At 45.5% G+C, this 20,379-nt stretch carries 20 protein-coding genes; 10 read left to right on the forward strand and 10 right to left on the reverse strand.

Annotated features, from left to right (window positions below; all coding sequences use genetic code 11):
* Nucleotides 1–364: 364 nt before the first annotated feature.
* From ftsH to Q338_RS05880, 3 genes are all read right to left on the reverse strand, one after another.
* Nucleotides 365–2,350 carry an ATP-dependent zinc metalloprotease FtsH gene (ftsH, locus tag Q338_RS05870; RefSeq protein ID WP_034293002.1) on the reverse strand — a complete coding sequence of 662 codons (1,986 nt, stop codon included), beginning with the start codon at nucleotides 2,348–2,350 and terminating at the stop codon, nucleotides 365–367.
* 59 nt (nucleotides 2,351–2,409) lie between these two features.
* Nucleotides 2,410–3,030: a 23S rRNA (uridine(2552)-2'-O)-methyltransferase RlmE gene (gene rlmE / locus Q338_RS05875; protein ID WP_034293004.1), complete on the reverse strand. Its 621-nt coding sequence runs from the start codon at nucleotides 3,028–3,030 to the stop codon at nucleotides 2,410–2,412.
* An 88-nt stretch (nucleotides 3,031–3,118) separates the two neighbouring features.
* A complete protein-coding gene (locus Q338_RS05880; protein ID WP_034293006.1) occupies nucleotides 3,119–3,304 on the reverse strand; it encodes a hypothetical protein in 186 nt (61 codons plus the stop codon).
* Between the two features lie 101 nt (nucleotides 3,305–3,405).
* Here Q338_RS05880 and Q338_RS05885 point away from each other — a divergent pair, with 101 nt between their 5' ends.
* The 5 genes from Q338_RS05885 (at nucleotide 3,406) to nrdA (ending at nucleotide 9,687) form a co-directional block, all read left to right on the forward strand.
* A complete protein-coding gene (locus Q338_RS05885) occupies nucleotides 3,406–4,389 on the forward strand; it encodes a MotA/TolQ/ExbB proton channel family protein (RefSeq protein ID WP_034293008.1) in 984 nt (327 codons plus the stop codon).
* A gap of 34 nt (nucleotides 4,390–4,423) precedes the next feature.
* Nucleotides 4,424–5,059 carry an OmpA/MotB family protein gene (locus tag Q338_RS05890; RefSeq protein ID WP_034293010.1) on the forward strand — a complete coding sequence of 212 codons (636 nt, stop codon included), beginning with the start codon at nucleotides 4,424–4,426 and terminating at the stop codon, nucleotides 5,057–5,059.
* 42 nt (nucleotides 5,060–5,101) lie between these two features.
* Nucleotides 5,102–5,950 carry a 23S rRNA (adenine(2030)-N(6))-methyltransferase RlmJ gene (locus Q338_RS05895; RefSeq protein WP_034293012.1) on the forward strand — a complete coding sequence of 283 codons (849 nt, stop codon included), beginning with the start codon at nucleotides 5,102–5,104 and terminating at the stop codon, nucleotides 5,948–5,950.
* A gap of 119 nt (nucleotides 5,951–6,069) precedes the next feature.
* Nucleotides 6,070–7,095: a signal peptidase I gene (gene lepB / locus Q338_RS05900; protein ID WP_034293014.1), complete on the forward strand. Its 1,026-nt coding sequence runs from the start codon at nucleotides 6,070–6,072 to the stop codon at nucleotides 7,093–7,095.
* Nucleotides 7,096–7,404: 309 nt separating this feature from the next.
* Nucleotides 7,405–9,687, forward strand: coding sequence for a class 1a ribonucleoside-diphosphate reductase subunit alpha (gene nrdA, locus Q338_RS05905; protein WP_034293016.1), 2,283 nt, complete (start codon nucleotides 7,405–7,407; stop codon nucleotides 9,685–9,687).
* Nucleotides 9,688–9,762: 75 nt separating this feature from the next.
* Here nrdA and Q338_RS05910 read toward each other — a convergent pair whose 3' ends face one another.
* Entirely contained in the window at nucleotides 9,763–11,472 is a 1,710-nt protein-coding gene (locus Q338_RS05910; protein ID WP_034293017.1) for a proline--tRNA ligase, read from the reverse strand.
* Between the two features lie 44 nt (nucleotides 11,473–11,516).
* Between Q338_RS05910 and Q338_RS15335 the strand changes: the two genes are divergently transcribed.
* Nucleotides 11,517–11,651, forward strand: coding sequence for a hypothetical protein (locus tag Q338_RS15335; protein ID WP_280517570.1), 135 nt, complete (start codon nucleotides 11,517–11,519; stop codon nucleotides 11,649–11,651).
* A gap of 278 nt (nucleotides 11,652–11,929) precedes the next feature.
* Here the strand turns inward: Q338_RS15335 and Q338_RS05915 are convergent, their stop codons facing one another.
* The gene (locus Q338_RS05915) at nucleotides 11,930–13,387 is read right to left on the reverse strand and encodes a TrkH family potassium uptake protein (protein WP_034293019.1); all 1,458 of its coding nucleotides are present in this window, start codon (nucleotides 13,385–13,387) and stop codon (nucleotides 11,930–11,932) included.
* A gap of 118 nt (nucleotides 13,388–13,505) precedes the next feature.
* On the opposite strand from Q338_RS05915, the gene Q338_RS05920 reads away from it, so the two are divergent.
* From Q338_RS05920 to Q338_RS05935, 4 genes are all read left to right on the forward strand, one after another.
* Nucleotides 13,506–13,748 (forward strand): antitoxin, encoded by a 243-nt coding sequence (locus Q338_RS05920; RefSeq protein WP_034293021.1) that lies wholly within the window; start codon nucleotides 13,506–13,508, stop codon nucleotides 13,746–13,748.
* On the forward strand, nucleotides 13,745–14,155 hold the full coding sequence (locus Q338_RS05925; RefSeq protein ID WP_034293024.1) for a PIN domain-containing protein: 411 nt from the start codon (nucleotides 13,745–13,747) through the stop codon (nucleotides 14,153–14,155). Before Q338_RS05920 ends, Q338_RS05925 begins: the two co-directional genes overlap by 4 nt.
* Nucleotides 14,156–14,181: 26 nt before the next feature.
* Nucleotides 14,182–15,402 (forward strand): exodeoxyribonuclease VII large subunit, encoded by a 1,221-nt coding sequence (xseA, locus tag Q338_RS05930; protein WP_034293026.1) that lies wholly within the window; start codon nucleotides 14,182–14,184, stop codon nucleotides 15,400–15,402.
* Between the two features lie 112 nt (nucleotides 15,403–15,514).
* Nucleotides 15,515–15,694 carry a hypothetical protein gene (locus tag Q338_RS05935; RefSeq protein WP_034293028.1) on the forward strand — a complete coding sequence of 60 codons (180 nt, stop codon included), beginning with the start codon at nucleotides 15,515–15,517 and terminating at the stop codon, nucleotides 15,692–15,694.
* 68 nt (nucleotides 15,695–15,762) lie between these two features.
* Here the strand turns inward: Q338_RS05935 and Q338_RS05940 are convergent, their stop codons facing one another.
* From Q338_RS05940 to serB, 5 genes are all read right to left on the reverse strand, one after another.
* Nucleotides 15,763–16,287 carry a DNA-3-methyladenine glycosylase I gene (locus Q338_RS05940; protein ID WP_034293030.1) on the reverse strand — a complete coding sequence of 175 codons (525 nt, stop codon included), beginning with the start codon at nucleotides 16,285–16,287 and terminating at the stop codon, nucleotides 15,763–15,765.
* 98 nt (nucleotides 16,288–16,385) lie between these two features.
* Nucleotides 16,386–17,534 (reverse strand): DUF4349 domain-containing protein, encoded by a 1,149-nt coding sequence (locus Q338_RS05945; RefSeq protein WP_034293032.1) that lies wholly within the window; start codon nucleotides 17,532–17,534, stop codon nucleotides 16,386–16,388.
* 142 nt (nucleotides 17,535–17,676) lie between these two features.
* Nucleotides 17,677–18,483: an RNA methyltransferase gene (locus tag Q338_RS05950; protein ID WP_034293034.1), complete on the reverse strand. Its 807-nt coding sequence runs from the start codon at nucleotides 18,481–18,483 to the stop codon at nucleotides 17,677–17,679.
* A gap of 28 nt (nucleotides 18,484–18,511) precedes the next feature.
* The gene (locus Q338_RS05955) at nucleotides 18,512–19,495 is read right to left on the reverse strand and encodes a PDDEXK nuclease domain-containing protein (protein WP_034293036.1); all 984 of its coding nucleotides are present in this window, start codon (nucleotides 19,493–19,495) and stop codon (nucleotides 18,512–18,514) included.
* A 26-nt stretch (nucleotides 19,496–19,521) separates the two neighbouring features.
* Complete coding sequence (gene serB / locus Q338_RS05960) at nucleotides 19,522–20,352, reverse strand: phosphoserine phosphatase SerB (protein WP_034293038.1); 831 nt, start codon at nucleotides 20,350–20,352, stop codon at nucleotides 19,522–19,524.
* Nucleotides 20,353–20,379: the final 27 nt, after the last annotated feature.

Here is a 20,379-nt window from a genome sequence, read left to right on the forward strand (position 1 = left end):
TTTTCAGGCAGCCTTACAGTACACGACAATTTTTCCAATCACAAAAATGTAGGGTGCGCCATGCGCACCAAATTACTGAATAATTTAAATATTGTGGTGGATTTTGGTGCGCACGGCACACCCTACAGTTATTTTTGTCGTGTACTGAAAGGCAGCCTGAAAAACAGGTTTTAATGTAATGTAAAAATAAAGACAAATCAAGAAATATTTTAAATATTTTTCAAATGGATACACAAAAAGTAAGTCTATGCAAATTTCATGAAAATGGGGAATTTTTTATGATATGATTAAATCAATTTTGCAAATCATTCAGGCTGCCTGAAACCATTATTGTTCGGTTTCAGGCAGCCTGAATGATTTCACATTACGCTTTATTTTGATTACCCGAATTATCGGATTTTACCGCTTCATTTTGCGTGCTTGGTTCAGCCAATTTTTCACTTTCCATTTTAGGCAATTCGGCAAATTCCGAATTGTCTTGGTCGGCTTGTTGTTCCGTTTCCGATTTCACATTGTGGCTGTAATCTTTGGGCGGAGAAGGCTGTTTGCCAGCCATGATTTCAAGCACTTGGTCGCGGTCAATCGTTTCCCAATCCATCAAGGCTTTACACATGGTTTCCATTTTGTCGCGGTTTTCGCTCAAAATTTTGTAGGCAACGGCATATTGCTCGTCCAAAATGCGGCGGATTTCCGCGTCCACTTCCTGTTGGGTTTTTTCAGAAATGTGTTGTGAACGCGTTACGCTGCGACCCAAAAACACTTCGCCCTCATTTTCCGCATACACCATCACGCCCATTTTTTCGCTCATGCCAAAGCGCGTTACCATTTCACGCGCCAAAGCGGTGGCACGTTCAAAGTCGTTGGACGCGCCTGTGGAAATGCGTCCCACATACAAATCTTCCGCAATGCGTCCGCCAAACAAAATGGACAGTTGGCTCAACATTTGGTCTTTGTACATGGAAATGCGGTCGCGTTCAGGCAGCTGCCACGTCAAGCCCAACGCACGTCCACGCGGCATAATCGTAACCTTGTGAACAGGGTCGGTAAACGGCAAACTTTCCGCCACAATCGCATGACCTGCTTCGTGGTAGGCGGTGGCGCGTTTTTCGTCTTCGTGCATTACCATGCTGCGGCGTTCTGGTCCCATGTAGATTTTGTCTTTGGCATCTTCAAAATCGCTTTGGTCAACCTTTTTCTTGTTGCGGCGACCTGCAAACAAGGCGGCTTCATTGACCAAATTCGCCAAATCCGCACCCGAAAACCCCGGTGTACCACGCGCCAACGTTACCAAATCCACGCTTTCGTCCAAAGGCACTTTTTTGGCATGCACTTTCAAAATTTGTTCACGACCGCGAATATCCGGCAATGGCACAACCACTTGACGGTCAAAACGTCCAGGGCGTTGCAAAGCTGGGTCAAGCACGTCTGGGCGGTTGGTGGCGGCAATCACAATCACGGTTTGATTGCTTTCAAAGCCGTCCATTTCCACCAAAAGTTGGTTCAGGGTTTGTTCTCGTTCGTCATTGCCACCGCCCAAACCTGCACCGCGTTGGCGACCCACCGCGTCAATCTCGTCAATGAAAATGATACAAGGCGCGTTTTTCTTGGCTTGTTCAAACATATCGCGCACGCGGCTTGCACCCACGCCCACGAACATTTCCACAAAATCTGAACCTGAAATGCTGAAAAATGGCACACCCGCTTCGCCTGCAATGGCTTTTGCCAACAGGGTTTTACCCGTACCAGGGCTGCCTGCCAACAAAATACCGCGTGGCACACGTCCACCCAAAGATTGATAGCGATTGGGGGCTTTCAAATAATCCACGATTTCTTGGACTTCTTCTTTGGCTTCATCGCAGCCTGCCACGTCTGAAAATTTCACGGTGTTGGCATCTTTGTCCAACAAACGCGCACGGCTTTTGCCAAATGAAAATGCGCCGCCTTTGCCACCGCCTGTTTGCGCGCGCATGAAGTAAATCCACACGGCAATCAGCAACAATACAGGCAGCAAACTCATAAACAGGCTGCTCAACATGCTGGGTTTTTCTTCAGGCGTAACTTTCACGCGGACATTATTTTCAGTCAGCGTTTGGATTAATTTGTCGTCCAACGGCGCGTGGGTAACGAAAGTGGATTTTTCGGCATCGTTGCGCTCGCCCTTAATCGTGTACCCTGCGGGTGAACCTTCCAAGTTCACATTGTTGATTTCTTTTGATTTAACTTGTTGAATAAATTGTGAATATTCAATTTGTTTGGAATCAGCCTTCTTCTCTTGCATGGCGTTTACGCCAGCCGCAATCGCTAAAAACAGCGCACCCCAAACGAGTATGTTTTTGAAATTGTTTCCCACAGAAACAAGCTCCTATCTAAAAAAATGAAGTTGGATTGTAAAACACGAATACAGGCTTGTCAGCGTTTATTTTTGCCTAATAAATAAATTTCGCTGGAACGATTGCGTGAAGCATCAGGTTTACGCGTTTGCACGGTGGCAAAAATTTGGCGCATGGCGGTCAAATATTCTTGATAACCCGAACCTTGAAACACCTTCACCAAAAATGAACCACCTGTTTTTAAATGATTTTGAGCAAAATCCAATGCCAATTCGCATAAATAATAGCTTCGTGCTTGGTCTATTGTATCGTTGCCCGACATATTGGGTGCCATATCGCAAATTACAAGGTCTAGCGGACGATTTTGTAATAAATTTTCCAATTGGGCGAGTACATCGTCTTCACGAAAATCGCCCTGAATAAAATCCACGCCCTCAATCGCATCCATAGGCAAAATATCCAGCGCGAACACCTTGCCGTTTTTGCCGACCAATTTGGCGGCAACCTGCGACCAACTCCCTGGTGCGCTGCCCAAATCCGCCAACACCGTGCCTTGTTTGATTAATTTGTCTTTTTCATTGATTTCCAATAATTTATACGCGGCGCGGGCGCGATAACCGTCTTTTTGGGCGCGTTGCACATAAGGGTCGTTCACGTGTTCGTGCATCCAAGCGGGGGAAGATTTTGAGCGTTGTACCATATTATTTTCGGTAAAAAAACCTGATATTACGATATTTTCAGGCAGCCTGAAAGGTTTGGGCGCAAATTTATAGTGGATTCAATTTAAATCAGGACAAGGCGACAGCGACCGCCGTGTACACATAGTACATAAGGGAGCTGGTAACGCTGTACTGGTTTAAATTGAATTCACTATAAACATTCAGGCAGCCTGAAAACAGAAAAATGGGCGATATATCATTGCCTTGTACACGCGTTGCGCCGCGTACCACGCTGCCCACCCCACGATAAGCCATTGCCCCCTATTTTCAGGCTGCCTGAAAAATAGCGGCAACAGATGAATTTCTATATAATATTGTTACACAAGAAAAAAATAATGGATTTTTAGGATAAATGTATGAATTCAGAAAGTATTTTAATGATTGCGCGTAGCCATTTGCCTACCGTGTTTAATTTGATGGTATTGGCGGCGGTGATTTTTTGCGCTTCGTTTATTTGGGCAATGCTGCCTGAAAAATTTAGATTATTAAATCAATGGGGTAGAAATTTATTGCGCCAAGCCCCCAGCATTATGACGGCATTGGGTTTGTTTGGCACATTTTATGGCTTGACTGAATCGCTGCGGAATTTCGGTACAGAAGTTGAACAAATTCAAATATTTGTAGGCGAACTCAAATCGGTGTTTATTTACTCTATTTTGGGGATTGGTTCGGCGGCGTTTTTTATGATTTTGAATGTGGTGGTGAACGCGATTTACCACCACCGCGCCCAGTCTGAAAAAAATAAAATTATTCAACAACATAATCAACAAAATAAAACCGTACAACAGAATAATGAAGAAGTGTTGCAATACCTAGCCGCACAACTCAATGCCACGCAACAATTAAATAAAACACTTCAAAATCAAAATTATACACCACAAGAATTTTCAGGCAGCCTGAATGCGCCTGTGAATGCCAGTTTGTCGGCAGAAACGCAACACAGTTTGCAAAAACAAGCGGAATTTGCGCCCTATTTGGCGGAATTGAGCCATATTCAGGAAACTTTAAGCAAAACGGTCAGTAAATTATTGATTCCGTACACCAATCACAGCGCGGAATTTCAAAATCATTTGCTGAACACGTTTGCGGAAAAAATGGACGCGCAAACGCAATTATTGGCACAAATTAGCCAGCAATTGCACACACAAAACCAAATAAATCAAGAAATTATGCAAAAATTGCAACAACAGCCTGCACCGATTGCCGAGCCTGTTAGCGTGAAAACCAGCACATCTAGCACCATCAGCAATCCATTAGACCCATTCAAAAAATTGGAAATGGAATTGGCAGAATTAAGCAATGAAAACAAGAAATTATTTGCCAATAAATTCTCAAGTTAATTTTCAGGATGCCTGAATAATTTGGAAAAACAATATGTTACAACCTTATGAAGAACCAGTAATGGAAACAGAAGACGAGGCGACCACTTGGATTGCCTTGTCGGATTTGATGACGGGCTTGATGGCGATTTTTTTAACTTTGAGCATTGCCATTTTGGTGAATCAACACGCGCAACGCGATGAAATTGTACAAGATGTACAAATGGCTTTGAAAAACAGTGGCTTGGAAATTGAAACCGACCCACGCACGGGCGATATGAATATTGCTGCGGATTTCGCGTTTGAGTCGGGCAAGGCGGTGTTAAAGCCCGAAGGCAAGGCGATTTTAGACCAATTAATGCCCGTGTTTGCCAAAACCGTGTTTGCGGAATTGTCGGGCGAGCAGCAGGAGCAAATCACGCGCCTGATTGTGGAAGGGCATACCGACAGCGTGGGCGGCTACGCGTCCAATATGAAATTAAGCACGGAGCGCGCCAATGCGGTTTTGACGTATATTGATACGGAAATGCCTGATTTTCCACATAAAGCAGAATTATTGGCGAAAATGACGGCGGTTGGGCGCGGCGAAAATGACGCCAGTCCCAGCGAAAATCCTGCCGACAGACGTGTTTTGTTACGCTTTGATTTTAAACAGATTGATTGGACGAAACAGTCTCCATCTCGTCAATAATCTCCATTTCTTTCAGGCAGCCTGAAAACAGGAAAAACTCCCATGTTAAGTTACCGCCACGCCTTTCATGCAGGCAATCATGCTGATGTTTTAAAACACTTTATTTTGTTTTTAACGCTCCATTATTTCAATCAAAAAGACAAACCCTATTGGTATATAGACACCCATTCGGGCGCAGGCGTGTACGATTTGCGCGGCGATGAAGCGCAAAAAGTGGGCGAATACCAGCACGGTATTGCCAAATTGCGCGAAAATCTATTCAGGCTGCCTGAAAGTTTACAAAATTTTGTGGCGCATTTGGACGAAATGTTGGCAGAAAATAATTTGTACGCAGGTTCGCCCTATTGGGCGCAAAGTTTATTGCGTGAAGCGGACAAAATGCGTTTGTTTGAATTGCACCCGACCGATTTTCACCATTTAATCAATAATATGCGCGAATTGAATTTGGGGCGAAAATGTATTGTGAAACAAGAAGATGGTTTTGCGGGTTTGTTGGCGTTGTTGCCACCTGCCACACGCCGCGCGGTGGTGTTGATTGACCCGCCTTATGAACAAAAACAAGACTATACGCGCGTGGTGGACACGCTCAAAGACGCACTGAAAAAATTTGAGCAAGGTTGTTATGCCGTGTGGTATCCCTGTTTGAGCCGCACAGAAAGCCAAACGCTGCCTGAAAAATTGAAAAAACTTTGCCCAAATAATTATTTAGATGTGCAATTACACGTCCACGCGCCACGCGCTGATGGTTTTGGTATGCACGGAAGCGGTATGTTTTTAATCAATCCGCCTTATGTGTTGCCTGAAATGTTGAAACAGATTATGCCTAAATTAAGCAAAATATTGGCACAAGATAATCAAGCGCGCTTTGTATTGGATTATCAAATTAAATAAGCAACCAACCTAAATTCGTTCAGGCTGCCTGAAAATGGTAAAATGCAACACCTAATTTTCAGGCAGCCTGAATATTTGAATCGCTGCCTCAATATTTTTTTGATTGAATAGGACAAAAAGTGGACATGAATTTTACTTATCTGGCTATTGGCGCAATGATTGCAGGCGCAATATTGCTGTTTTTTGGCAGCAAACAGCGCACCGCCGATGGCGAGTGGAGCAGTGGTTTGCAATGGGGTTATTTACTGGTGATGGTGGGGATATTTGGCATTTTATCGGCGGGCTTTGGGTGGAGTTTTACCGCGATTTTGCTGACATTTACTTTGCTGACAGGTGTGTTGTGGCTGTGGGCAAAAAAATCACGCAAAGATAAAACCATACCTGATAACAACCACTTCCGTGATTATATGGCAGGTTTCTTCCCTATTATTGCGGTAGTGTTTGTGTTGCGAACTTTTGTTGCCGAGCCGTTTCAGATTCCCTCCAGCTCCATGCGACCTGGTTTGGTGAAAGGCGATTTTATTTTGGTAAACAAATTTATCTACGGCATTCGCATTCCTGTGCTGAATTCGGTGTTAATTCCCACAGGCAAAGTGGAACGCGGCGATGTTGCCGTGTTCAATTATCCTGTGCAGCCGCAAGTGAATTATATTAAGCGCATAGTCGGTATTAGTGGCGATGTGGTTGAATACAAAAATAAAGTTTTGACTGTCAACGGCATAGTAGAAAACGATACGCTTAAAGGCGAATATCAGTATGCCGATGATTTTAATCCACAACACAGCTTAAGCAGTCAAATGTATGGCTCGCAATTTGGCGAACGCGAATTTCATGTTTTAAAAGATGAAGATGCACCCGCCGTCCACATGCCCACTTTGCGCCAATACTTGTCGCGCGAAATGCCCAAATACAATTATCACGATGGCAGCAATGACTTAAAACGCTATTGCGATTTTGCCGAAGACGGCAGCAGCTTCAAATGCACCGTTCCTGAAGGCAAATATTTTGCCATGGGCGACAACCGCGACAACAGCGCAGACAGCCGCTATTGGGGTTTTGTAAACGATAATTTGATTGTGGGTAAAGCATTCTTTATTTGGCTGAATTTGGGCGATATGGGGCGCGTGGGCAACAGCATTCGTTGATTTATCCATCAATCACCTGCCCTATTTTGCACATAAATAAAGGCAGCCTGAAACACTGTAAAGAGTGATTTCAGGCTGCCTTTTTGTGTGTATTTTGCCACATTTTTAAGCAATAATACCCTAAATGATTTCAAGCTGATACAGCTAAAACCATGTTTTCAAAAAATAAAAAAATAATTCTTTCTCCAGAATAGCTTATTTTTTGTCAAGACTATTCAGGCTGCCTGAAAAAACGTATCATGCCCCACTAATGATTTCCTGCCGCCGCAATAACGGCTTCGCAAACCTTTCACTATTTTGGACAGACACATGAACACAAGCACAAGCATAATCAAAGTTACCAAACGCAACGGCACACTTGAAGCGATTAACCTAGACAAAATCCACCGCGTGTTGGATTGGGCTGCGGAGGGTTTAAATAATGTGTCCGTGTCGCAAGTGGAAATGAAATCACATATTCAGTTCTATAACGGCATTCACACCAAAGACATTCACGAAACCATCATCAAATCCGCCGCCGATTTGATTTCCGAAGAAACTCCAGATTATCAATATCTTGCAGCGCGTTTAGCGATTTTCCATTTGCGTAAAATTGCCTATGGCGAATACACACCACCGCATTTATTTGACCATGTACAAAAATTAACCACTTTGGGCAAATATGACCCACATATTTTGCAAGATTACTCGCGTGAAGAATTTAATGAATTAAATCAATATATTGACCATGAGCGAGATTTGAATTTTGCCTATGCCGCCGTAAAACAATTGGAAGGCAAATATTTGCTGCAAAATCGCGTAACCAAACAAATTTATGAAAGCCCACAATTTTTGTATATTTTGGTGGCAATGTGTTTGTTTGCCAAATATCCAGCCGATACACGTTTGAATTATATTAAGAAATTTTATGATGCCGTGTCGCAATTCAAAATTTCGCTGCCCACGCCGATTATGTCGGGCGTGCGTACCCCTACTCGCCAATTTTCTAGCTGCGTGTTGATTGAATGCGATGACAGTTTGGACAGCATTAATGCGACCACGTCTGCGATTGTGAAATATGTGTCGCAACGCGCAGGCATTGGCATTAACGCAGGGCGCATTCGCGGTTTGGGCAGCGAAATTCGCGGCGGCGAAGCGCAACACACAGGCTGCATTCCATTTTTCAAAATGTTTCAGGCTGCCGTGAAATCTTGTTCACAAGGCGGTGTGCGCGGTGGTGCGGCAACGCTGTTTTATCCGCTTTGGCATATTGAAGCCGAAAGCTTGCTGGTGTTGAAAAACAATCGCGGCGTAGAAGACAACCGCGTGCGCCATTTGGATTATGGCGTGCAAATCAACAAATTGATGTACACGCGTTTGATTAAAAATCAAGACATTACACTATTTTCGCCCAATGAAGTCGCAGGTTTGTACGAAGCCTTTTTCGCCGACCAAGATGAATTTGAACGCCTGTACACGCAATACGAAGCCGACCCAAACATTCGTAAACGCACGCTGCCTGCGGCGGATTTATTCTCCATGTTAATGCAGGAACGCGCTGGCACGGGGCGCATTTACATTCAAAACGTGGATCATTGCAACACGCACAGCCCATTTGACCCGAAAATTGCGCCAGTGCACCAATCCAATTTGTGTTTAGAAATTGCTTTACCCACCAAGCCTTTGAATAATATCAACGATGAAAATGGCGAAATTGCGCTGTGTACTTTGTCGGCGTTTAATTTGGGCGCGATTAGCGAATTGGGCGAATTTGAAGAATTGGCAGATTTGACGGTTCGCGCTTTGGACGCGCTGTTGGATTATCAAGATTACCCTGTTCCCGCCGCCGAAAAAGCGACCATGAACCGCCGCACTTTGGGCGTGGGCGTGATTAATTACGCCTATTATTTGGCGAAAAATGGCGTGAAATACAGCGATGACAGCGCGATTGGCTTGACCCATCGCACCTTTGAAGCCATGCAATATTATTTGCTGAAAGCGTCTGTGAATTTGGCGAAAGAATACGGCGCGTGTCCCCTATTCCACGAAACGACTTATTCGCAAGGTATTTTGCCGATTGATACCTACAAATCGGATTTGGACAAATTCTGCACCGAACCTTTGCATTTGGATTGGGAAAGTTTACGCGCCGATATTGTGAAATATGGTTTACGCAACAGCACCTTAACCGCTTTAATGCCCAGTGAAACCAGCTCGCAAATCGCCAACGCCACCAATGGCATTGAGCCACCGCGTGGTTTGGTAACCGTGAAAGCATCCAAAGACGGCATTTTGAAACAAGTCGTGCCTGAATTTGACCGTTTGCGCGGACAATACGAAACCTTGTGGCAAATGGGTGGCAACGATGGCTATTTGAAACTGGTTGGCGTGATGCAAAAATTCATTGACCAAGCCATTTCTGCCAACACCAGCTACGACCCCAAACGCTTTGAAGGCGGTCGCGTACCAATGAATCAAATGTTGAAAGATTTGTTATCTGCTTACAAATATGGTTTGAAAACATTGTATTACCACAATACGCGCGATGGCGCAGACGATGTGCAAACCGATTTGCAAGACGATGGTTGTGTCGGTGGCGCGTGTAAAATTTAAATAAAACTGCTCAAAAATATTCAGGCAGCCTGAAAATGATTTTTCAGGCTGCCTGAAGTTTTTATGGTAATGAAATTATGCTAATTTGGCTTTGATAAGATTCACAATTTCACTCACGGCAATATTTTCCGATTCCCCAGCACGGCGATTGGCGTATTCCACATTGCCCTCTTTCAGAGCGCGGTCACCAATCACAATGCGGTGCGGAATGCCCAACAATTCGCTGTCGTTCAACAACACGCCAGCGCGTTCATCGCGGTCGTCCAACAACACGTCCACGCCAGCCGCTTGCAATTCCGCGTAGATTTGGTCGGCGGCGTTTTTCACATCGTCCGATTTTTTGTAATTCATCGGCACAATCACGACCGTGAATGGCGACATCGCTTCCGTCCAAATAATGCCTTTTTCGTCATGGTTTTGCTCAATCGCTGCCGCCACCACGCGCGTTACGCCTATGCCGTAGCAGCCCATTTCCATGATTTGCGATTTGCCGTTGTTGTCCAAGAAAGTCGCGTTCATCGCTTTGGCATATTTGTCGCGCAACTGGAAAACGTGTCCCACTTCAATGCCACGCGCCAATTTCAGGCTGCCTGAACCGCAAGGGCTGGGGTCGCCAGCGACCACGTTACGCAAATCCACAAATTCAGGTTCGGCGGAATCGCGCCCGAAGTGGAAACCTGTGTAGTGGAAGTCGTCATCGTTTGCACCGATGACCCAGTCCGTGCCTTTTTCGGTGGCGAAATCCGCGTACACTTTGCCTTTGAAACCCACAGGGCCGAGCGAACCGCCATTTGCGCCAAATTGCGCCATAATCCATTCGGGTGCAGCCATCGTCAAAGGCGATTTCACGCCTGCCAATTTTTCCGCTTTGATGTCGTTAAATTCGTGGTCACCACGCAAAAGCAGCAAAACGAGTTCGCCGTCATTTTCGCTTTCCACGACAATGGATTTCAAAGTTTTCTCAATCGGAATATTCAAAAATTCAACCAGTTGCGGAATGGTTTTCACATTGGGCGTGTGGACTTTGGTCAAAGTTTGCGTGGGTTCAGCTCGGCTGCCTGAAAGCGGCAAAGTTTGCGCCAATTCCACGTTTGCCGCGTAATCGGAGCTGTCGCTGTACGCAATCACGTCTTCGCCACTGTCTGCCAATACTTGAAATTCGTGCGAACCTGTGCCGCCAATGCTGCCCGTGTCCGCCGCAACAGGGCGATATTGCAAACCCAAGCGATTGAAAACACGGCAATATGTGTCATACATATCCTGATAAGTTTGTTTCAAAGAATCAAAATCGGCATGGAAAGAATACGCGTCTTTCATCACAAATTCACGCGCGCGCATTACACCAAAACGGGGGCGGCGTTCATCGCGGAATTTGGTGTTGATGTGGTAGAAATTTTTGGGTAACTGTTTGTATGAATTGACTTCTTTGCGGACAATATCCGTAATCATCTCTTCGCAAGTGGGGCTGAAACAGAATGGATTATCGTGGCGGTCTTCAATCCGCAATAATTCATCGCCGTAGAAATCCCAGCGACCTGATTCTTTCCATAAATCAGCAGGTTGAATCACAGGCATAAGCAATTCAATTGCACCTGCGCGGTTCATTTCTTCGCGGACGATGTTTTCCACTTTACGCAAAACGCGCAAACCCATAGGCATCCAAGTGTACAAACCTGAAGCGTTGGCTTTGATTAAACCTGCGCGGAGCATGAGTTTGTGGCTGGGCAAGCTGGCTTCGGCAGGGGCTTCTTTGAGCGTGGAGATAAAAAATTGGCTGGCTTTCATATTTTTAGATAATTTTTGATGATTGAAATAAAAGGGGGATTATAATGGTTTTATGGGATTTCAGGCAGCCTGAAACGGTTTTTATGGTTTCAGGCTGCCTTTCAATACACGACAAAATTAAAATTTGCCTACGGCGTGCGCTCTATCGCCGCGCGGCGACTTACTTTTTGAAAAAGTAAGCCAAACAACAATAAAATCAAAAAAATATTTTTCAAATTCAAATGTTTTAAAATTTCAGGCTGCCTGAAATATTTTTTGTGAATGAAACTGTTGGGCTTTTTTACATTGTCTTACTTTTTTACAGTACGCGAAATTTTTCATAAACCTAAAATGTAGGGTGCGCCGTTCGCACCAAATAGCTGAATAATTTAAATATTTTGATGAGTTTGGTGCGCACGGCGCACCCTACATTTTCATGGTTAGAAAAATCGTCGTGTATTATCAGGCAGCCTGAACATTATTTCTTCCAATAATTCGGCGTAAACAACATCAACACGGTAAAAATCTCCAGTCGCCCCAACAACATTACCGCCGTACACAACCATTTTTGCACCGCCGACAAATTCGCATAATTGTGGCTAGGCCCTACATCACCCAAACCCGGCCCTGCATTGGTAATACAGGCAATGGTCGCCGTGAGCGCAGTCAGAAAATCCAGCCCCGTTATCATCAGCGCAAAAGTAAACACCACCACCGTCATAAAATAGACAAAAATAAACGCCATAATCGCCATTGCCGTGCGTTCAGGCAGCGTGCGCCCGTTTACTTTGACCGTGCGCACCGCGTCTGGGTGCAGCAATAAAGTAATCTCGCGCAAAGAAAATTTCGCCAACGCCAACGCCCGCGCCAATTTCACCCCACCACCCATAGAACCCGTGTTCGCCAACACATTGGACAGGAAAAACATCCACAGCGACACAATCAGCGACCATTGGGCAAAATCCGCATTGGCAAAACCACTCGCCAATCCAATGGACACATAATTAAAGCCCACATAACGCAAGGCTTCAGGCAGAGTTTGATAAAAACCGTTATAGGTCAAATAAATACTGCTCATCAAAATGCTGCCTGAAAGCAGCAAGAGCATGAGTTTGCATTCTTCATCACGCCAATACGCCCGCAAACTTTTTTGGCGCAACACACTAAAATGGTTAGCAAAATTAATCGCCCCCGCAATGGTCGCCAGCGCAATCACGGCTTCAATCACGGGCGAATTGAAATGGGCAATGCTGTTGTCATGCGTAGAAAATCCGCCCAGCGCAAACGCGGACATGGCATGGCACACCGCGTCAAACCACGTCATGCCCGCCCAACGCAACACCAGCATAATCAACACCGTACTGCCCAAATAAAACAACCACAATTGTTTGGCAACCTGTGAAATGCGCGGCGCAATTTTTGTGTCTTTTTCAATACCAGGGATTTCCGCTTTCAAAAGCTGTGTCCCCCCCACGCCGAGCATGGGCAACACCGCCACCGCCAACACAATAATCCCCATGCCCCCCAACCAGTTCAACATATGCCGCCAAAAATTAATAGACGGCGCAATCGTGTCCAGCCCCGTAATCACGGTTGCGCCTGTGGTGGTTAAGCCACTCATCGCTTCAAAAAAGGCATTGGTAAACGACATTTCAGGGAAATGCAAATACAGGGGCATAGCCGCCACCACCGCAAATTCCAGCCACAGCAGCACCACCAAAGTAAAACCATCACGCGGACGCAATTCGCGTTGATAACGCTTGGTTGCCCAATATAAAATAAATGAAATCAATACGGTAAACACCGCCGTTTCTGCAAAAGCGACAAAAGCGTAATCATCAAAAATGCGCGACACCAGCGTAGGCACCAGCGTGAGCATGGCAAACAATAGGCTTAATTTGGATAGGGTATGAATAATAGGGAGTAGTTTGTACATGATTTTATTACATTATTTTTATGTTTGTATAATTTCAGGCAGCCTGAAACCTTGATTTTGCCATTCAATTAAATTAGTATAAACATGATTTTGAATATGTATACACGGAGAAAGCAATATGCTCACCAGAGTCTTTCAAAGCGGCAACAGCCAAGCGGTGCGTATTCCCATCAGTTTCCGTTTTAAGGTGGACACGGTGGAAATTTTACACGGCGACAATGGCGATGTGATTTTACGCCCCATTCAACCCGATACACGCGGCGAAGATTTTTTAGCGTTATTTGAAGGATTTGACGAAGACTTTATCCGTGCGGTGGAAGAACGCGATAATACACCACCACAGGAGCGCGATGCATTATGATTTATCTGTTGGATACCAATATGATAGTGTATTTAATGCGAAATCGCCCCGAAATCGTGGCGCGTAAAATCGCCAGTTTACCGCGCCACGATAAAGTGTGCATGAGTTTTATCACCTACAGTGAATTGCTCAAAGGCGTATATCGCAGCGAATTATCTGAAAAATCAAAGCACAAACTAGAACTGTTGGCAAAACATATTGATGTATTATTGCCACGCGAAGCCATCAGCGAACATTATGCCCGTTTGGGCGCACAACTGAAACAACAAGGCACACCCATCGGCAATAATGACTTGTGGATTGCCGCCCACGCACGCTCACTTGGTGCAGTGCTGGTGAGCAATCAAAGCCAAATTTTTCAAAATATTAGCGGTTTAATCATTGAAGATTGGACACAGGCAGCCTGAAATCCATTTTACCCCAAAAAACCATTATGACCGACCTATTCTCCCCTGCCCCACTCACCGTTTCCGAACTCAACGCCATCGCCCGCCAAATTTTGGAAAACCAATTAGACGGCTTATGGATTAGCGGCGAAATTTCCAATCTCACCCGCGCCACCAGTGGACACTACTATTTCGCACTCAAAGACGCGACCGCCCAAGTACGTTGCGCCCTATTCCGCCACACCGCCGCCCGTCTCGCCACGCCACTCAAAGACGGCGACCACATTGAATTAACAGGCAAAATCAGCATTTACGAAGCGCGCGGCGAATACCAAATCACCGTAAACGATATTCGCACGCTGGGTTTAGGCGATTTGTATTTGCGTTACGAAAAACTCAAAAACACCTTACAAAACGAAGGCTTATTTGACCAAACGCGCAAACGCAGGCTGCCTGAAAACCCACGCACCATCGGCATTGTTACCAGCCTTGCCGCCGCCGCCCTGCGCGATGTGCTGACCACACTCAAACGTCGTGCGCCACACATTCCCATCATCGTCTATCCCACCGCCGTACAAGGCTCAGGCAGCGAATACCAAATTGCCCAAGCCATTGAATCCGCAAACAAACACGCCCAAGCAGACGTATTAATCATCTGTCGTGGTGGCGGCAGCATGGAAGATTTGTGGGCATTCAACGAAGAAATCGTGGCGCAAACCATCGCCGCCAGCCCCATTCCCACCGTGAGCGGCGTGGGACACGAAACCGATTTCACCCTTGCCGATTTCGCCGCCGACCTACGCGCCCCTACACCCACCGCCGCCGCCGAATTAGCCAGCCCCAACTTTGCCGAAACCCAAAGAAAAATCAAACAATTACACGAAAAACTACACCACAGCCTGCAACAACGTTACCAAAACGCCAGCCAAAAATTGGATTTTCTCAACAAACAATTGCGCCACCCACGAGAAAAATTAAATTCACAAAAACAACAAATTACCCAATTTCAGGCTGCCTTAAACCAACAAATCCAGCACACACTCGCCCAGCAACACGCCCGCCTACAACATAGCACCGCCGTATTACACGCCCTCTCGCCCTACAATATCTTGCAGCGCGGCTACAGCATGGTGCAAACGCCACGCGGCGAACTCATCACATCAGCCGCCCAGCTCAAAGCAGGGCAAAAAGTGCGCCTGATTTTTGCCGATGGCGAGCGCGATGTGCGTGTGGAAAAAACACAGCATAATTTGGATTTATTTGATTGAATTTAGAGTCTATCAAATCAGTTGCTGTAGTGTGGCGTTTTCATTATAATCCGCGCTTGCTTAAAATTTAAGCACCATAAAAACAAGTTAAACAATTGATTTTAATTAAATTATGATTGCAGATTTATTCCAAAACGAAAACCAAATTCACCAAGAACGCCACGCCATTTTGAGTGATTTGAATGATTATTTACACAATAAAATTGATTATTCCATCGCCTGTTTTGAACATGAATTGGAGCAACTTGCCAAAAGCTTATGTAAAAACTGCTTGGATTGCCTAATTCAATAATTGGCAATATTCAGGCAGCCTAAAAAAATCAACAACGGTTTGAAGACAAACTCAAATCGTTGATTATTTTATTCTTTTAATTTTGTATAAATGGGGCAACTCGCTTCGTGTGCCCCCTGCAAATAGCCCAAACTCATCAAAAATTCCCCCACAATTTCGCCGCCCACAAATTTAAATTGCTGTTTAAACAATTTCACCCATGCCGCTTTGTCGCGTGGGTGGTGCGTGTCCAACCATGCTTTCAGGCTGCCATATTCTTGTTGCAAACGCATAATTTGTTTCGCATTAAAAATAGCTGCTTGAATTTTCAAACGATTTCGCACAATACCCGTATCCGCCAACAAACGCGCCACATCATGCTCATCAAACGCCGCCACTTTCGCCACATCAAATTGCGCATAAGCCGCCCGAAACGCCGCCCGTTTACGCAAAATAATTGTCCAGCTTAAGCCCGCTTGGTTGATTTCCAAAATCAGCCGTTCAAACAAAACATTATCGTCAGATTGCGCAAAACCGTATTCTGTATCGTGATAGGATTTGTTGGGGTCGGACGTGTCGGCAGGGAGTGCATTACAAAATTGGCAATAAGTCATTTATTATCCAGATAAAATTTTGATATTTATATTTTCAGGCTGCCTGAAAATTTAGGGCGAGTATTGCACTCGCCCCAATTATTTAATGAATGATTTAATTACTCATCATCTCTTTGAATTTTAAATTTATTTCTGCGGCGTGATGGTTTGGGTTCATCTTCCGCCGTCCATTCTTGCACTTCAAACTCGGTGATGGTCGGCACGCGCTGACGATAGCGGCGAATACCGTAAATTCCACCCACAATCGCCGCCCACACAAACCAAGTATTCAATAAAAACAACACAATAGCCAATATCGCATTCCAACTACTCAACATCGCCAATTTCGCGCTTTGCCAGAAACTTGGGCGATGTTCACGCGCTGCCGCTTCGGGATTGGGTTTGGTGTGTTTCACCAATTGTTCAGGCTGGCTGAAATGCAAATTGATGGTGGCAAATTTAATTTTGTCTTGCAATTCAGACTGTTGGATTCTCGCTTCGTCTTCTTGCTCTTTGGCTTGGTATTGCGCTTCTATGGTGGCTCGGCGTTCATCTTGATTGCCCCTAGTGTATTGATTTAAATGACCTAAATCTTTGGAACGTTGCTGTTCACGTTGCGCGGCTAATAATTGGCGTTGCAACAGGCTGCCCACGTCTTCCGCCGAAAAATTTTGTGCTTGCAATAAATCAATGTGTGGTTGCAGGCTGTGTAAAAATGTTTGCGCGTTTTGGCGCGGCACACGCACCAACAAATCGGTTTTGCTGACATAATTTTCAATAATCAACAACATACCATCTGATTGTTCAAACGCTTGACTGGACACCATGTCCGTATTTGTTTGATTGGACACGACAAAACCGCCCTGTTTCGCCGCCAATTGTTCAATCGCCAACGCGGTTTTGCGCACATCGGGCGTGCGGAAAGTCAAATCGGCGGTAATCACCATTGGGCGCGTGCTGGACACGGCGTGGGTTATGATTTCGGTCGGCGCAGAAGCAGACACGATAGGCACAGGGCTGGCTGAAGCTGAAGCTGGTGCGGCTTCAGCAGGTTCTGGCGAAGCAGTGTCGCGCTCGGCTGCCATTGCCATCACCGCCGAAGCACTCACTACCGTTTCAGGCACACTCACCGCAGCTTGGCTTGTAGGTGTTTCGACTGCGACTTGTGTTTGCGGTTCAACTTTTGCCATATCACGCCTAGCACTTTCACCGCCGCAAGCCGCCAACAGCGCAATGCTGACCAATAAAGCTAATTTATTGATTTTCATGTACTTTCCTAGTTTTTTATATTTTGATTTTGCGATTTTTTTCAGGGGCGTATTTTTATCACAATTCTTTGTTTTCGGGAAATTTTTTTGTGCGGAAAATGCCTGATTATGGCGTAAAAACCACGTTCAGGCAGCCTGAAAATTATTTTTCTTGATTTTTGGCGACTTTTTGCTGCACTTTATTGAAAAAGCCGCGCAAAATATCAATGTCTTCGGTGGTCGTGTCCGCCCGATTAAACAGCGAATGCAAACGGCGCACCATGCGTTCTTGATTGCGTTTGTGGAAAAAATCCAAATTTTCCATTGTTTGTTCAAGATGTTGCACCATGCCTGCCACTTGGTCGGCGGTGGCAAGATTGCGCTCGGGAATCAGGTGCGACATATCCGCATTCACTTGGCTGAACAATTCGTAGCACACCACTTGCACCGCCTGCGCCAAATTCAGCGAAAAATAATTGGGGTTGCCCGAAATCGTCATCAGGCGATTGCAATGCTGCACTTCGTCTATGCTCAAACCGAAGGTTTCGTTGCCAAACACCAGCGCAACTTGCTGTCCATTTTGCGCGGCGGCAAGCAAGCTGGGCGTGAGTTCGCGTGGCGTTTGCAAAGGCGTGGTGAGTTCACGGCGGCGGCTGGTTAGGGCGCAACTCAACACCGTTCCCGTCAAGGCTTCGGGCAAGGTGGCAAGGATTTTGGCGTTTTCCAACACGTCCACCGCGCCCGAGGCGAGTATGAAACTTTCTTCGGGCAGCTTAAAATCGGCAGCATTTTCGGCTGAAAATTCAGGTGGTTCAGGTGTCATGGGCGTTTGCATGAGATTGGGGGCAACCAAAACCAGTTGGCTCAAACCCATGGTTTTCATGGCGCGTGCTGCTGCGCCGATGTTGGCGGGGTGGCTGGTGCGGCTCAATACAATGCGAATGTTTTGTAAATATTCGGGGACGGACATTTTGTTTCCTGTTGATTAAATGGGGTTTTCAGGCTGCCTGAAACGGTTCATCAAAATCCAGTAAAGCCTGTTTTAATTGATATTCGGCTACGCCTATGGGCTGCGTATTGTGTTGTAAAGCGTATTCAACCACCACTTGATTGCGGTTTTTGCACAGCAATAAGCCAATGGTGGGCGCGTCTTGTTCGCTTTTGATTTGCTTATCTACGGCGGTTAAGTAAAAATTCAGTTGTCCGATGTGTTCGGGTTTAAAATCGCCTGTTTTCAATTCAACCACAACATAACATCTTAATTTTAAATGGTAAAATAATAAATCCAAGTAAAAATCATCGCCACCCACATTCACATGAATTTGTCTGCCCACAAAGGCAAATCCTGCACCCAATTCCAATAAAAATTGCGTGATGTGCTGCGTGAGTGCGCGTTCCAATTCGCGTTCTTGATGAATGTGGCTCAAATCCAAAAAATCAAATACATACGGGTCTTTGAATGTTTGTTTTGCCAAATCTGAATGGCTTTCAGGCAGCGTTTGGGCAAAATTGTTGATGGCTTGCCCTGCGCGTTGGTGTAATTGACTTTCAATTTGGTGCACCAAAACATTGCGCGACCAACCATTTTGTATGGCTTGTTGCGCGTAAAACAAGCGCGTTTGCCTGTCTTTCAGTTTATCCAGCAAAGCAATTTGATGATACCAAGGTAATTGTGCAAGCGGTACTTGCACAATTTCCGCCTTAGCCCATTGTTCGGCAAATTGGCGCATATAATTCAAATTGCGAACCGAAAAACCTTTTGTTTCAGGAAACGCCGCCGATAAATCTTGCGATAATTGGGCAATGACTTTCGCGCCCCAGCCTTGTTCTTGCTGGCGTTGCAAAATTTCTTGCCCTATGTGCCAATAGAGCAAAATCAGTTCCTGATTGACCGATAAAATCGCCTTTTGCTGCGATTGCAAAATGCGCGTTTTTAAATCATTGAGCCAAATTTGGTATTCGGGATTGATGGGCAATGACATGTTTTTTCCTTTTCAGGCTGCCTGAATCATCTGAACCACTTTCTCAACGCATCTAAACCGCCAAAATTGATGCACACATCTGCCGCTTGGCGTGTTTTGGCTTTGGCATGAAACGCCACGCCCAAATCCGCCGCTTGCAACATGGGAATGTCGTTTGCACCATCGCCAATCGCCACCGCTTTTCCGCCAATTTGCGCGTGAAATTGTTGCAAAATCCGTGCTTTGGTCTGTGCGTCTATCACATCGCCCAATACGCGCCCTGTCAAAACACCGTTCTCAACTTCCAATTCATTGGCGAACGCTGCCTGAAAACCCAATCGCGTTTTCAATTTTTCTGTGAAAAAAGTGAATCCGCCCGACACCAGCACAAATGCCACGCCTTTTTCATGGCATTCACGCAATAAATATGCGGCACCATCGGATAATGTCAATGTATTATCATACACTTGCTGCAAGGCACTTTCAGGCAGCCCCGCCAGCAAAGCCACACGATTTCGCAGCGATTGTTCAAAATCCAATTCGCCACGCATGGCGCGTTCGGTGATTTCGGCAACTTGGTTTTTCAAACCTGCTTGGGCGGCAATTTCATCAATGCATTCAATGGTAATCAGCGTGCTGTCCATATCGCTGACAATCAGTTTCACGTCATCACCAAACACCCAATCAGGCAACACGGCAAAATCGCATTGTGCGGCGGTCAATTCCGCCGCCACATCTTCAGGCAGCCTGAAATCCTCCGCCACAGGCACGCGCAACACATTGTCCGCCAGTTTTTCAGGCAGCCTGAAATAGGCTTGTGTGTGTGGCAGGTTTAAATTTGCCAAATCATTGTTTTGGATAATGAAAACGTGGGACATGGTGAAATTCTCGTTTCAATAAAAAAT

The organism is Alysiella crassa DSM 2578, assembly GCF_000745955.1.
GTDB lineage: Bacteria > Pseudomonadota > Gammaproteobacteria > Burkholderiales > Neisseriaceae > Simonsiella > Simonsiella crassa.